Source organism: Pseudoduganella violaceinigra DSM 15887, from assembly GCF_000425385.1.
In the GTDB taxonomy this organism is placed as follows: domain Bacteria; phylum Pseudomonadota; class Gammaproteobacteria; order Burkholderiales; family Burkholderiaceae_D; genus Rugamonas; species Rugamonas violaceinigra.
The window spans coordinates 59,288-72,393 of the sequence record NZ_AUDI01000015.1; the positions used below are offsets into that span (position 1 = coordinate 59,288).

A 13,106-nucleotide genomic window follows, 5' to 3' on the forward strand; every position below is an offset into this window, starting at 1 on the left:
GCTCGTCTCCTTAAAAGTCCAGGCAGCCGCGATAGGCACGCGGCGCCACAACGGAAAGATAGCCATGCACCGCCTGCCGCACCAGCGCACGCAGCGCCACGGCATCCGGATGCTCGCTGCGCGCCATCAGCGTTTGCGACACCAGGCTGTAGGCAATCGCATGCGCGGCAAACGCCGCGTCGGCCAGTGCGGCTGCTTCCGGCCAATCCGGCCCGGCGCCCAGCCCTGTCTCCCACAGCGCAACGAACTCCCGATAAAGCTCGCGAAACGCCTGCGGCCGCGAAACCTGGCGCTCCAGATGGAACAGGGCCGCCCACTGTTCGGGTTCCGCCAGCGGTGCGCGCAACTGGGTATCCAGCAGCGCATCGACGCGTTCCGGCAGCGGCAAGGTGGCGGCATCCCGCACCGCCACCGCCAACGCTTCTGCAATCGCCCGCACCCGCTGGCGGATGCAGACCGCAGCCAGTGCCTCCTTGCTGGCGAAGTATTCATAGAAGCTGCCCGCACCGACGCCGGCCAGCGCCAGCACCTGGCGGATCGCCACCTGCGCGTAGCCCTTCTCGACCAGCAGCTGGACGAAAGCCTGCTCGATCGCCTGCGCCGTGGCGCGGGCGCGCGACTGTGTCGGTTTTCGCCGCTTGGCTGCGGCGGGAAGGGGTGCCTGCATGGTCAAAATCCGAACACCGGGGAAAGCGGCGAGCATTACACTTTCTTGCACATTAATCAAGGAGCTGCAGCGCGATGGACAACCTGACCCGTGAATTAACCGGCTATAACCTGTACACCACCGACCTCGCCCTGCGGGAAGGCATCCGCCGCGCCGGCGCCCACGATGAAGAGCTGGAGACCTTCGGCGCCCTGCTCGGCAGCGAGGCGGTCATGCGCATGGCGGAAGAAGCCAACCACTTCAAACCCGAACTGCACACCTTCGACCGCCAGGGCCGCCGTATCGACCGCGTGGAATTCCATCCGTCCTGGCACGGCATGATGCGCCTGGCGCGCGAGCAGGGCATGATCACCCAGCCCTTCTCCGACACGCGCCCCGGCGCCTGGTCCGCCTATGCCGCGGCCTTCTCCATGGCGCACCAGATCGAGTCCGGCAGCCAGTGCCCGCATTCGATGACGCTGGCCTGCGTGCCCGTGTTGCGGCAGGATCCGGAATTGTTCGAGGCGCTGGCGCCCAAGCTGTTCTCGCGCACCTACGATCCGCGCGACATTCCGCTGGAGCAAAAAGACTCCATCCTGGTCGGCATGGGCATGACCGAAAAACAGGGCGGCTCCGACCTGCGCACCAATACCACGCGCGCCGAACCGGTGGCGGACGGCTACCAGTTGACCGGGCACAAATGGTTCTTCTCCGCGCCGATGTGCGATGCCCACCTGGTGCTGGCGCGCACCGATGGGGGCCTGTCCTGCTTCTTCGTGCCGCGCTACCGCCCGGATGGCAGCAAGAACGCGGTGCAGATCCAGCGCCTGAAGGACAAAGTCGGCAACCGCTCCAACGCCAGCAGCGAAGTCGAGTTCCATGGCGCCTGGGGCCGCATGGTCGGCAAGGAGGGGCGGGGCATTCCGACCATTATCGAGATGGCCAATATCACGCGGCTCAATTGCGTGATGGGGGCGGCCAGCCTGATGCGCCAATGCGTGGTGCAGGCGATCCAGCATGCCCGTCAGCGACACGCCTTCGGCAGGCGCCTGGCCGACCAGCCCCTGATGCAGAACGTGCTGGCCGATATGGCGCTGGAAAGCGAGGCGGCCACCCAGCTGATGATGCGCATGACCGAGGCTTTCGAGCAGGGCCACAGCCCGCTGGAACGGGCTTACCAGCGCATCGTCACGCCGGCCGGTAAATTGTGGACCACCAAGCGCTCGATCGAGCTGTCGGCCGAAGCGATGGAAGTGTTCGGCGGCAACGGCTATATGGACGAAGGCCCGATGGGACGCCTGTACCGGGAAACGCCGGTGCTGTCGATCTGGGAAGGCTCGGGCAACGTGATGGCGCTCGACCTGCTGCGCGCCATCGCCCGCGAACCGGAAGCGATGGCGGCCTTGCGCGACGACCTGCGCCAAGGCTGCGCCGGTGACGCCGTGCTGGCGCCGCAGCTTGCCGTGCTCGACGCCCTGCTCGATGGCGCGGCCGCCCCGCAGGAAGCCGTGGCCCGCCGCAGCGCCCAGGCGCTGGTGCTGCTGATCCAGGCGCGCCTGCTGCGCGAGCGCTCCCCGGCCGCGGTAGCCGACGCCTTTATCGCCAGCCGTTTCGACGCCGCCCATGGCCGCATCTTCGGCAGCCTTCCCGCGGGCACCGGCCTTACGGACATCATCGACCGCGCATGGCCGGTTTAGCGGAACGTGGCCGGGCTTCCGGTATAATCTTGCCCCATGAACGATACTACCCGCCCAGAACTCCCGGACCATCTGTCGATCGACCCGCGCAGCCCGCACCACGTAGCTGCCGTGTTCGAGCACGAGATTGGCATCAAATTCAACGACAAAGAGCGCTTTGACGTTGAGGAATACTGCGTCAGCGAAGGCTGGATCAAGGTCCAGCACGCCACGGCCAAAGACCGCCGCGGCCAGCCGATGCTGATCAAGCTGAAAGGCAAGGTAGACGCCTTCTACCGCTGATCGCTCAAAGGGCCGGCTTTCGCCGGCCTTTTTCTTTTCTACAGCGCGGCGGCGCTATCGGTCGCGTCAGCGCCTGTTCCAGCGCCCCGGGTCGACGAGATCGTGGCCGCCCCACGCGCCTGATTGAATGATGCAATTTTATCAATCAATCGCGGCCGGCCCGAAACGCAAGCCGATTTGCCGCACTGCCTGCGCCACACCATTTTCCTGCCGCATCGCCAGCCCGATCTGAAGGGCGCGTTCGCCCATGGCAGGCGAAGCACGCACATGGCGGATCTGTGCGGCCAGCGCCGCGGCCGTGGCATTGCGCCGCCTGGCCGGTTTGCCGGCGATGCCGATGCGCTGCAGTTCGCGTCCCCAGTGTTCCTGTTCGCTGATATTGGCCACCACGATCGAAGGCTTGCCCGCCAGCGAGGCCGATTGCGTCGTTCCCGCACCGCCGTGATGCAGGATCGCCAGGCAATGGGGGAAGATCAGGTGATGCGGCGCCGCCGCGACATACAGGATTTGGCCGTTCGACTGAAAGCCGCACGCTTGCCAGTCATGGCATTGGATGATCGCGCGGCAATTCGCCGTGCGCGCAGTATCGGTCAGCAACCGCAGCGCCTCCGTCTGGCCCTTGATATCCCTCGGCATCCAGCTGCCGAAGGTCATGTAGACCGGCGCTTCGCCGGCCGCAAGGAAGGCCGTCAGCGATGGCGGAAGGTCGCCCTCCAGCTCGCAGTTAGGCCGGTCGAGGAAACCGCAGACCTGGATCGAATCGGGCCAGTCCGGTGCCCGGCCGCAGATCTGGGGGCTGACCGCCACCAGGGCCAGCCGGGGCGAAATCCACACTTCCGAAACAATGTCGCGCACTGGCGGCATGCCGAGCTGGCGGCGCAGGCGGTCCGGATAATGCCTGACCGTGCGGTTCAACAGGGTGCGGGTCAGCCACCACAGCAAGCGGTTTCCGGGCTTGCCGAACATTGCCAGGCCAAGCGGATTGACGTAATCACTCGGGACGCCGGCATGCGTCAACAGGACGCTGACGTAAGGCAGCCCAGCATGTTCCGCCGCGATCTGCAGCGGATGCATAAAGTAATGGCCGACCAGCAGGTCCGATTCTTCGCACAGGCGCTGCGCCGCCGCGAACATCGCGTCTTCGGCCGGCGCAAATGCCAGCCGCAATATCGCCGCCATCTGCTTCATGGGGTCACGGGTGCTGTATGCCGCCTGGCCGACCGCCTGCGCTTGCTCAGCGCTGAAGGTATGCGGCGTCAGGATGGTGATTCTGGCACCGGCCGCGGAACGCACCTTGTCGTAGGTCCCGGCTTCCAGGCTGGTGATCACCAGGTGGACCTGATGGCCGGCGGCCTGCAAGCCATCGGCAAGGGCGAGGAAGGGACGGATGTCGCCGTGGCTGCCCCATGTCAGCATACCGATCTTCATGCGCCGGGCAAGCTCCCCGTCGAATACGCCGAGAGCGTGCGCCAACCCAGCGACTCGTACAGCGCGCGTCCCTGGTCTGTGGCAACCAGCAATTCGGGCTTGGCAACGCCCACCTTCGCCTGGCGCAGGGTCGCCATCACAAGGCGGGCCAGCCCGCGCCGCCGATGTGCCGGCGCGGTGGCAATGCGATCGTAGATGAAGGCGTCATCCGTTTCCGCCGCATAGCCGCCGGCAGCCAGCTCGCCCGATTCGGACGTCACCCGCACGTGGGTCACCCAGCCCGCCTGCGCAACCTCAACGAGGTATGCGGGAGGACAAAGCGGCACTGCAAAGAGTGCATCCGGGCCAGCCATGAAATAGCCGGGTGCATGGATTTGCCAGCCGGCCGGCAACGCTACGCGCAATTGCTCGGGCGCCGCGCACGCCTTGACCAGGTAGCCCGGCAAATCGATGCCGCGCGCCAGCTCGGCCAGATCCGCCGTCACTGCCGGGTAGACCCAACGCTGGACTTCGCCTGCTGCAAAGGTATCCACGCGCAGGCCGCCATGGTCGGCGACCGGCAGCGGCAGGCCGCGTGCGATGGAGCGCGCCTTGAGCCAGGCGGCGACTGGCAGCGACTGGTCCGTCATGCGGCGGGCACCTGCTCGATATCGTGATAAACCAGCAGGCCGCGCGCGCGCGCAACTGCCACCATCGCATCGGCCCCTGCCGACGGACCACCCACGCGCAGCACTGCGTCGCAATGCCCGAGCAGGCGTTCGCAGTGAGGGTGGAAGATTTCGTTGTACACCTCATCCCCTACCATTTTGGAGCCGGCGGCATGCACAACGGGCAGCGCCAGCCACTCGCCCAGCACCGGCGTGTGGCCGCGCTGGTAGAGCGGCAGGACATAAGCTTCCATGGCGGCCACATTGGCAGCCATGCGCGCCGGATCGTCCCCGGTGCCCGAGCGGTATGGCCCGGCGATCAGGATCATCATGCTGCGCGGCGGCAGCAAATGCAGGTGCAGGTACTGCAGCAGCATGACGGTCTTACCGTCCATGATCTCGCCGCTTGCAGTCATTTCCAGCGCCTTGTCGGCATCAAGTTCGATCACTTCAATGTCTTCGCCCTCGTGCTCCAACCCGCCCCCGCTGCCGACCTGCGACGTGGCGTCGTATTCGCCGACGAAGAAGTGCAGGCGCTCAGTGACCGACCCCGGACTCATGAAGACATTGAACACTTGCTGCAGCTTTGCCACCATATGGCCGGTTTCTTCTTCCAGCTCGGCGTGCATGCGCTCCTCCGGATGGGCGTCATCCAGCATGCCTGCGGGGGCCTCGATCAGGAAGCCGTGGTGTTCATTGACGTAAGCGGGAAAGCGGAACTGGCGCGTCAGCAGCACGGTGCGCCGGGCGCGGTTATACAATAGGGCGACAGCGCCGTTACCGCGGTCATACGTTTCCCGCGTCATGGTTTGCCAACGGCCATCGCGGCGCTTCAAATCGAAGGTGGTTTTCTTCAGGACGTACCAATCATCAGACAGCAGTTGCACGTCTTTGATGCGGACATTTTCATGCATGGCTTCCCTCCTAAACCAGCATGATGCCACGGTCCGCGCCGTCTTGCCGCCGCCAGGTTTGCGGGACAAGTATCGCTTATCGATACTCCCCCGCATTCAATCCAACCTTTCCGAGATAAAGCTTCAGTTTGCGCCGCGCCTTGGCCACACTGGCGCGCTGTCATTCCCCATCCAGAAAGGACAAGATCATGCGGTTCATCAAGGCATCGCGAAGCCTCCTCTTCGCACTCATTTCCGGCCTGTGTGCGCAAGGCGCGTTGGCCGAATCCGCGCTACCGGCAATATCGCAGGAAGCGTTGGCTAGCCAGCTCCAAGTGGGCGACCTGGTATTCATCCGGGTGTCGGCGCTGCCCTTCCGCGAAGTGGCGGCAACCACGGGCAGCTGGACCAACCATGTCGGCATCGTCGTTGCGACCGATGGCGGGGAACCTGTCGTTGCCGAAAGTACGTTCCCGCTCTCCAAACGCGGCGGGCTGGCGCGATTCATTGCACGCTCCGAAGACGGTCGCGTCGAAATCAGCCGCCTGAATTCCCCGCTCTCCGCCGAGCAGCAGAATGCGCTCGTGGCGGCGGCCGAAAAACGTATCGGGGTCTTCTACGACACCGGTTTCGACCTGCATTCGCGCCGCCAGTTCTGCTCCCGCTATGTGCACGAAGTCGTGCAGGAAGCAACCGGAGTACAAGTTGGGCAGGTTCAAACCTTCGGAAATATGCTGGCGCAAAACCCGGATACCAAGCTGAACTTCTGGCGCCTCTGGTACTTTGGCCGCATTCCATGGGAACGCGAGACAGTGACACCAGCCAGCGTACTCAAAAGCGCGCAGCTGCACGCAGTATTCGACGGTTACGTTACAGCCGCCACACCCGCCGCCTGAAACGCCTGGTTCAGATCAGCGGCGCGGCAATCTGGCGCGTGCGCAGCATCAGCCGCGTGTTGGTGTCCTGCACGCCGCCACGCGCCCGGAGATTCTCATTGAGCCGCACCAGCGCCTCCTGGTCGGCACAGGCAACCCGCACCATATAGTCGAAGTTGCCGGTCATCAGAATCGCTTCAATCACGCCCGGTATCGTTTGCAGCGTCGCCTCAAACGCGTCCGCGGTCGCGCCGGGCAGCAATTTCACGTCAATGACGGCCTGCAGGGACAAATCGAGCACACGCGGGTCGAGCCGCGCGTGATAGCCGAGGATTGCGCCGGCTGCCTCCAGGCGCCGCATCCGCTCGGCCACCGCATTGGGGGATAGATGGACCCGTTCGGCAAGTTCCTTATAACTGATTCGAGCGTCGCTTCGCAGAATGGCGGCGATTTTCGCATCTATTTGATCCATAACTGAGCTTATCTCTGCAAAGACGCCATATTACACAGAATATCCGCGAAAAAAAATCTTAAAGGATTGATATGATCAACAGTGCGGCGACGATGCCGCATAACAATTTTAATTACCGAAGAAGACACAGAGGAAGTCATATGCCCCGCATGCTTTTCACGCTATTGCTCGCCACTGCCGCACAAGTTGCCGCACAAGAAGGAGCCTCCACAGCCGGGCCCATGGCAGCGCCGGCCCGCCACGCCGTTGTGCGGGAACTGGCGCGGTCGGTTGAGGAGAATTATGTATTTCCGGATGTGGCGAAGAAGGTAGCGGCGCATTTGCGCGAGCGGGATGCGAAAAATGCCTATGCCGGCGCCGATACGGTGTCGACCCTGGCGGAGATGTTGACCGACGATATGCGAACCTCCGGCAAGGATTTGCACTTTAGCGTGCATTTCGATCCCCAGTTCAAACCGGCACCGGCAAACGCGGCCCCTAGCGCCGAAGCGCTCGACCAGCAGCGCCAGGAATCGGAACGGCTTGCGGGCGGAATCTTCCGCGCCGAGCGCCTGCCAGGCAATATCGGCTACCTGGATGTGCGCGGCTTCGAGCCCACGATGTTTTCCGCCGCATCCATCGAGGCGGCCATGACGCTGCTGAAAAATACCGAGGCAATCATCCTGGATTTGCGCAAGAACGGCGGTGGAGAGGGCGAAACCGTTGCTTACCTGATGAGCCACTTTTTCGCCCAGGGCGATCGGCGGCATTTGAATGACATGATCTTCCGTAAGGATCAGCGAAGCGAACAGTATTGGACCAGCACTGCGGTCGGCGTGCACTACACGCGTCCGGTATATGTGCTGACCTCCAAAAGAACCGCCTCCGCGGCCGAAGAATGCGCCTACGATTTCCAGACCCAGAAACGGGCCACCCTGGTCGGTGAAGTCACGGCCGGCGCCGCCAATCCGGGCGACTTCTTCCCGCTAAGCAGCGGCCTGGTCGCCTTCATTTCTACCGGCCAATCCATCAACCCCGTAACGCGCACGAATTGGGAAGGCGTGGGCGTCAAGCCGGACCTGGCCGTGCCGGCAGACCGCGCCCTCGACGTGGCCAACGCCAAAATCCTGCGCGAAGTCATCATTCCAAAGACTGGTGACGAGCGGGCCCGGACGCAACTGGCGGCGGAAGCGGAGCGCCTGGAAAAAGCAAGCGCCTGGTAAACGCCTTAGAGGCTGTTTCAAAATGGGCGTGGCTAGGCGCAGCGACGAAGGCAGTGCGCCTGCACCGCAAGGAGCTGCAACAACGCCATGGCCATTTTGAAACGGCCTCTTAGTCCGGGCCGCCCAGCCCCTCCATAAGAAGGGCACGTTCTTACCTGGATTTGCCCCCGACGTCTTGGTACTTGCGCTGGATCGCGGCGGCGCTACCATCGCGCTGGAGCTCGGCCAGCGCGGCATTGATGGCACTGGTGGTCGCATCGGGAACGCCCTTATTGCATGCGAGGTAGAGCTGGCTCGAGTTGAAAGTGAGGAGGGGGACGATCTTGCCGGTCCAGCCGTTGCGTGCAATTTCCCGGCGCGCGTTCTGCATGCCGGTGGCCCACAGGTCAATACGACCGGCCAGCAGCTTCTTCGGATTGGCCAAGTCCTCTTGCGTCGAATCGACGATGAAACCGCGTGCTTCGAGATAGCTATGGCGTACGTCGCCGTGATAGGTGCCGATGCGCAGGGGGCGCGCGTCTTCAAGGGCAGTCAGCTTGAAGGGAGCATCGGCCATGCCGAAGAAGGTCCAGTCCACCTCGCGCAGCGGTCCTACCCACTTGAACAGGTCCTCGCGATCGGGCGTGCGCCCGGTCGAGAAGACGCAGGTGTCGGGCTTTTGCAGTGCCAACACATAGGCACGCCGCCAGGCCATGATTTCCATGGAATAGGGCAGGCCGGTTTTGGCCATCGCCAGTCGCAGCAGGTCGGGCGAGATGCCGTAGATGCGTTCACCGTCGCGCATGATGTCCGGGGGGGAGTACTCGGTGAGGAGACGCAGATCCCCCGCCAATGCTGCCGCAGGAATCGACAGCACCAGTGCCAGGCCAAGCTTGCGCAGGATATCGGCATCCATCTGACTAGGATGCGAGTCCTGTAACCACATGTCAACCCGCTACCGGCCGGGAACGCAAGTTCCGGCCTAATCCGCCCACGGGGGCGCTTCATGGAAAAAACTCATCGTTCTCATGAAGATGCAACCGTTGAGATGTTTCATAAGAATCCATCGCTTGCCGCCGACTACCTCAACGACGTACTTGCTACTGGCGATGCAGTGGATCTCATGATGGCACTGCGTTATTTAGGCAATGCATTCGAAGGCGTCCAAGAAATCGCACGCAAGGCAGAGGCCAATCCAAACACCATGTACCGCTCCGAACGAGGTAACCCTTCATTGAAAACCTTACGATGCGACAGGCCGCTGCTGGCCGACCTCGGCCGCCTCATCGCTCGCAGACGAGACGTCATCTATTCAGACTTAACTTCTACGGTTGCCTTAACTGTTAGGGGGACCCCATTGCGAAGTGAGCTCACCCCTATGACTGAACGAGCATGGACTCCGGCTGGACCAAAAATTTCTGCGAGAAGGTCTGAGGCACCGTCCAAGACCATTGCGTGATCCTCGAACTCAGGAACAGCATTGATGGAGCCATGAAGTTCAACCACCTGGGCGACTCGATCTAGAGAACCTAGCTTTTCCCTGATGACGGCTATAAGGTCCATGCACGCAGAGCGAGCAAGGGCATATCCTTCAGCGGTTGAATACTCTTTCCCAAGTCGTCCTTTCGACGGGCGACCGTCGATCGGTAGTGGTGCTTTGCCAGAAATAAACAAGAGATTTCCAGACCGAACTGCAGTCGCATAATTACCCGCTGGCGCGCTGACGTGAGGAAGCTCAAGGCCCAGGTCTTTGAATCGCTGTTCTGCACTCATTTTGCTATCCACAGTCATTTATCTTCATAGGGTCAATAAGCTTGCGTTAATGGGCGCGCGCCTGAGCGTCCCAGTTTAGCCGGATTCCGACTGCGGCATCAACGTACTAGCTCAGCAGGCTCCGAAGGCGGTCCGCTGGAGCGTCTCGCTGGGAAAACAATGCTTTCTGAACTTCGTCGTAGAGGATAGCGCCTGGAATCGCTGCTAAGAACTCTTCAACCCCAATGATATGGTTTGTATACTCTAGGCTTTCGTCGTCGCCGAAAACGATCCTAATGCGGCTGATTGGGACTGCATCGGAAAAGACACCACCTACAGTGTCGCTGATGAAATTGGCGTCGGCAAGGACTGATGGTCCATGTTCAACGTGGACAGTAAGAGACCACGGCGTGGTGAAGCGCACGCGCCTGGACCTTCCGGCAGACCTGCCATCTGTGCCCCCTGAACTTTGACAGTCGACGCGGTCGATTCTGGCCGCCGTCCGCATCCGCGACCATCGAACGCTATCGCCATAAGCTTAACCAGCAATAGGTCAAGCGCGCATCCTATGGTGGCCACTTCAACCCTTCCGTCCTGAAGCTCATGGTGGGGCTTCCCTCTTGAAAAAATGTAGCCTGGATGCGCACGAGCTTTGCTGACTTGGTAAATTTGATGAAGCGGCTGCTGTTTAAAATGAATAGAGTTTTGGAGTCGTGATCGTCAGGCTCTGCGGCTGAGAAATCCATGGCCTTACCCTCATCAAAGCGCACGCGCACTGTGCAGCTAGAAACTCCGCAAACGAACTGACCTTTGTCGATTTGCAGATAGACGTCGGCTCGTCCAGGCTTTTGGCGTAAAGTTAGCTTCGGGACATTTTTTCCATTATATGGAAATCCAAAGCTCAGCCAATCATCCGAATCGATGGAGGCAAATCGGATGGACTTGCTTGTCATCGGGTCCACTTCCTGACTGTATCTCCACTTGTCAACTGGGGCGGACGATGTTGGATTAGGTCCAGTAAGTATTTTTATCGCCCGCTCAACATCATCCTCTTGCCGTGCAGCGGCTGCGGCTGCGGCTGAGGGCCGCTGCCTTTCATTCTCAGCACGTAACAAACTCGATGCGGTCAGAAATACCGGCAATCCCACGAAGATCATGATGCCACCCACCGCAATGTTCCTGATAATCCCCATCTCCGTCTCCTTCGTGCATATTCCAAACCGACCTTTCAGGTAAGCAACGATCAAGGTCAGAAGCGATTTATCAAGAAGGGAAAAGCAGAGAACATGGCGTAGTTCTGAATGTTTCAGTCGAGCGCCCCAGCTTCATAACTTGGCTAAAGCGTTAGCATTTCTTCAAGCGCAATGAATGTCAGGTAGGCGCGTTCAGTGCGTGCAGTGCTTACCTCTAGCCACGCCCCAGCCAGCCAAAGGCCATAGCTTCTCGCTTCTTCTGCCGAATTGCTGACCTGATGCCGACTTAGTCGCTCCGCCTCTTTTCGGATGCTGCGGCCTAATTCGAGGCGCAATGCTTCGCTTTCGCTCCTATGCACCTTAATCTTTGCATGTTCGTCGATGAATGATTGTGCAATCCGAACTCGCAAATTCTCATCTGCGGCGGCAACGTTTCGCATCCAGACCTCGATTTCGTCTGCCAGGCGTTCTTCCCTGGCATTGCTAGTCCCGACTGCAAAAGAATTCTTTACTAGAGAAATCAGTCCCATTTCATAGCCTCTGCTTCAGATAGAGGTTAGCCACATTAATCGCCTTAGATTTCCAGCAATGACTGCACCGGTTGCATAAGCACGTGTGGGCGCCACCTGGATTTCTAGTGACAGTGATATCTTGAAACGCGTCAGTTGACGCCTTGCATCTGGCAATCGTGTGCGCTAACTCGGAGTGGCATTTTGTACAGAAAACTGGATGCGCATTCGTTGTCATGGCTAAAATAATGCGCCTCATACGCCAAGCCAGCAATGACGGCCTCATCGTTCGTTGCGCGTATGCCAGAAATCAAAAGCCGCTAGGTGGTGCCCTTTACCTTTTCTCGGCGTCTGCTAACGGCCGGATCTAGACTTTTCAGTTTCATATTGGGCTTCAACGCCACGCCAGCCACAAGCATCGAGTACAGCACCGGCACAAGCCATCACTTCGATCCACGCTGGAGTAATGAGGAGCCTCTCCAGTGAGTCAGGCAACGCCGCAACTCGCTCGTCATAGTAAGCATCAAATTTGGCCAACTGTACGATTTCATCGGCTGAGAACTCACCTAAAAACTTCGTGTCGCTTGGATGATAGAAATCATCGAACCATTGATTGACCAACTCGTTTGCCACGTTGACTGGAGCGGCCAGTTGGTACTCAATCTGATCGCTACTGGAAGCGATCAAGTTCAGCAAGTTGATGATATTGACGCGATGTGGTCCCAAGAGGGCATCGAGGTTTTGCGCCTGAACGACCAGGTCGACGAGGCGCTGAGCCTCCTGAGAGTTCAACTTGTTGTCAGTCCGGGTAACACCAAGGAATCGTTTGAAAAAGGAGAATGCCGACATACCTGTAATGAAATTGTGGCAGACCGCCGGCCCGCTCCTGGCCGATTGTACTCGGTCATCTCGGGCAAATTCCCAGTCCCAGCCGCCACCACGCAATGCGATGGCAAACGACAGCAGACGTCAAAGTACAATCATCTCTTGCCAGCTACATCGCGAGCAAGAGAGCGCGCAAAGTCTGCCAGCGAACGGCCTTTTCTGCATAGCCCAAAGTATATGCCGGGCTACTCGAAGGCAGTTCCTTGATCTGGTAGTTGGCGGCATGCGAACCGAGCACCTTGATCCCCAACTTCGCAGCGGTGCCGCCATTAAAGGCGATTGCCTTGATGTTCGGATGGCGTGCAAGCAAAGCGCACAAGTCATTGTCATTGCGCGCCCTGATTTGGCTGTCCAGACTTCCTGGGCGATGGGCCTCAGCCACCACATCCCACAGTCCCACCCCGTGTTCCAGCAAGGCTTTCAGTCTGGATGAATAGTCGAGCGGAACGAGCTCCACGCCGATTACCTCGGACATCAGAAGCCAGAATTTGTTCTGTGGGTTGCCATAATACTGCTGCAGGACCAGCGACTTTTCGCCCGGTAAGCTTCCCAGCACCAGCAAGCGGGTGCGATGGTCAACTACCGGGTCGAAGCAGCGCTTCCTTGTGGTTTGGCATGAGCTTGAAATGGTCATGCCGGGAATTCT

Annotated in this window: 14 protein-coding genes and 1 pseudogene; 4 read left to right on the top strand and 11 right to left on the bottom strand. The window is 60.3% G+C overall.

Going from position 1 to position 13,106, the window contains the following annotated elements:
* Positions 1-10 precede the first annotated feature (10 nt).
* Positions 11-667, bottom strand: coding sequence for a TetR/AcrR family transcriptional regulator (locus H597_RS0109630; protein ID WP_051293654.1), 657 nt, complete (start codon positions 665-667; stop codon positions 11-13).
* A 74-nt stretch (positions 668-741) separates the two neighbouring features.
* On the opposite strand from H597_RS0109630, the gene H597_RS0109635 reads away from it, so the two are divergent.
* On the top strand, positions 742-2,343 hold the full coding sequence (locus H597_RS0109635) for an acyl-CoA dehydrogenase family protein (RefSeq protein WP_028101963.1): 1,602 nt from the start codon (positions 742-744) through the stop codon (positions 2,341-2,343).
* Between the two features lie 36 nt (positions 2,344-2,379).
* Positions 2,380-2,625 carry a DUF3297 family protein gene (locus H597_RS0109640; protein WP_028101964.1) on the top strand — a complete coding sequence of 82 codons (246 nt, stop codon included), beginning with the start codon at positions 2,380-2,382 and terminating at the stop codon, positions 2,623-2,625.
* Between the two features lie 141 nt (positions 2,626-2,766).
* On the opposite strand, the gene H597_RS0109645 is transcribed toward H597_RS0109640, so the two are convergent.
* The 3 genes and pseudogenes from H597_RS0109645 to H597_RS35875 form a co-directional block, all read right to left on the bottom strand.
* Positions 2,767-4,053 carry a glycosyltransferase gene (locus H597_RS0109645; protein ID WP_028101965.1) on the bottom strand — a complete coding sequence of 429 codons (1,287 nt, stop codon included), beginning with the start codon at positions 4,051-4,053 and terminating at the stop codon, positions 2,767-2,769.
* On the bottom strand, positions 4,050-4,682 hold the full coding sequence (locus H597_RS0109650) for a GNAT family N-acetyltransferase (RefSeq protein ID WP_028101966.1): 633 nt from the start codon (positions 4,680-4,682) through the stop codon (positions 4,050-4,052). The genes H597_RS0109645 and H597_RS0109650 overlap by 4 nt, the downstream gene beginning before the upstream one ends.
* Positions 4,683-5,047: 365 nt before the next feature.
* Positions 5,048-5,614: pseudogene (locus tag H597_RS35875) on the bottom strand (NUDIX domain-containing protein); the annotation flags it as partial.
* Positions 5,615-5,802: 188 nt separating this feature from the next.
* On the opposite strand from H597_RS35875, the gene H597_RS0109660 reads away from it, so the two are divergent.
* On the top strand, positions 5,803-6,489 hold the full coding sequence (locus H597_RS0109660; RefSeq protein ID WP_083941027.1) for a YebB family permuted papain-like enzyme: 687 nt from the start codon (positions 5,803-5,805) through the stop codon (positions 6,487-6,489).
* A 10-nt stretch (positions 6,490-6,499) separates the two neighbouring features.
* Here the strand turns inward: H597_RS0109660 and H597_RS0109665 are convergent, their stop codons facing one another.
* Positions 6,500-6,940 (bottom strand): Lrp/AsnC family transcriptional regulator, encoded by a 441-nt coding sequence (locus tag H597_RS0109665; protein WP_028101969.1) that lies wholly within the window; start codon positions 6,938-6,940, stop codon positions 6,500-6,502.
* 221 nt (positions 6,941-7,161) lie between these two features.
* Between H597_RS0109665 and H597_RS30335 the strand changes: the two genes are divergently transcribed.
* Positions 7,162-8,142, top strand: a complete 981-nt coding sequence (locus H597_RS30335; protein ID WP_051293656.1) for a S41 family peptidase — start codon at positions 7,162-7,164, stop codon at positions 8,140-8,142.
* Positions 8,143-8,293: 151 nt separating this feature from the next.
* Here H597_RS30335 and H597_RS30340 read toward each other — a convergent pair whose 3' ends face one another.
* From H597_RS30340 to H597_RS0109705, 6 genes are all read right to left on the bottom strand, one after another.
* A complete protein-coding gene (locus tag H597_RS30340) occupies positions 8,294-9,037 on the bottom strand; it encodes a substrate-binding periplasmic protein (RefSeq protein WP_051293657.1) in 744 nt (247 codons plus the stop codon).
* A gap of 392 nt (positions 9,038-9,429) precedes the next feature.
* Positions 9,430-9,912, bottom strand: a complete 483-nt coding sequence (locus H597_RS36215) for a RidA family protein (protein ID WP_371850723.1) — start codon at positions 9,910-9,912, stop codon at positions 9,430-9,432.
* Between the two features lie 527 nt (positions 9,913-10,439).
* The gene (locus H597_RS0109690; protein ID WP_028101970.1) at positions 10,440-11,066 is read right to left on the bottom strand and encodes a hypothetical protein; all 627 of its coding nucleotides are present in this window, start codon (positions 11,064-11,066) and stop codon (positions 10,440-10,442) included.
* 143 nt (positions 11,067-11,209) lie between these two features.
* Positions 11,210-11,596 carry a hypothetical protein gene (locus H597_RS0109695; protein ID WP_028101971.1) on the bottom strand — a complete coding sequence of 129 codons (387 nt, stop codon included), beginning with the start codon at positions 11,594-11,596 and terminating at the stop codon, positions 11,210-11,212.
* 333 nt (positions 11,597-11,929) lie between these two features.
* Positions 11,930-12,424, bottom strand: coding sequence for a hypothetical protein (locus tag H597_RS0109700; protein WP_028101972.1), 495 nt, complete (start codon positions 12,422-12,424; stop codon positions 11,930-11,932).
* 145 nt (positions 12,425-12,569) lie between these two features.
* Positions 12,570-13,094, bottom strand: coding sequence for a DNA-deoxyinosine glycosylase (locus H597_RS0109705; RefSeq protein ID WP_028101973.1), 525 nt, complete (start codon positions 13,092-13,094; stop codon positions 12,570-12,572).
* Positions 13,095-13,106: the final 12 nt, after the last annotated feature.

Coding starts and splice junctions, on each gene's coding strand:
- H597_RS0109650 (WP_028101966.1), bottom strand. CDS start 4,682: ATGACGGACCAGTCGCTGCCAGTCGCCGCCTGGCTCAAGGCGCGCTCC.
- H597_RS0109695 (WP_028101971.1), bottom strand. CDS start 11,596: ATGGGACTGATTTCTCTAGTAAAGAATTCTTTTGCAGTCGGGACTAGC.
- H597_RS0109700 (WP_028101972.1), bottom strand. CDS start 12,424: ATGTCGGCATTCTCCTTTTTCAAACGATTCCTTGGTGTTACCCGGACT.
- H597_RS0109690 (WP_028101970.1), bottom strand. CDS start 11,066: ATGGGGATTATCAGGAACATTGCGGTGGGTGGCATCATGATCTTCGTG.
- H597_RS30335 (WP_051293656.1), top strand. CDS start 7,162: ATGGCAGCGCCGGCCCGCCACGCCGTTGTGCGGGAACTGGCGCGGTCG.
- H597_RS0109635 (WP_028101963.1), top strand. CDS start 742: ATGGACAACCTGACCCGTGAATTAACCGGCTATAACCTGTACACCACC.
- H597_RS0109645 (WP_028101965.1), bottom strand. CDS start 4,053: ATGAAGATCGGTATGCTGACATGGGGCAGCCACGGCGACATCCGTCCC.
- H597_RS0109705 (WP_028101973.1), bottom strand. CDS start 13,094: ATGACCATTTCAAGCTCATGCCAAACCACAAGGAAGCGCTGCTTCGAC.
- H597_RS0109640 (WP_028101964.1), top strand. CDS start 2,380: ATGAACGATACTACCCGCCCAGAACTCCCGGACCATCTGTCGATCGAC.
- H597_RS0109630 (WP_051293654.1), bottom strand. CDS start 667: ATGCAGGCACCCCTTCCCGCCGCAGCCAAGCGGCGAAAACCGACACAG.
- H597_RS0109665 (WP_028101969.1), bottom strand. CDS start 6,940: ATGGATCAAATAGATGCGAAAATCGCCGCCATTCTGCGAAGCGACGCT.
- H597_RS36215 (WP_371850723.1), bottom strand. CDS start 9,912: ATGACTGTGGATAGCAAAATGAGTGCAGAACAGCGATTCAAAGACCTG.
- H597_RS0109660 (WP_083941027.1), top strand. CDS start 5,803: ATGCGGTTCATCAAGGCATCGCGAAGCCTCCTCTTCGCACTCATTTCC.
- H597_RS30340 (WP_051293657.1), bottom strand. CDS start 9,037: ATGGATGCCGATATCCTGCGCAAGCTTGGCCTGGCACTGGTGCTGTCG.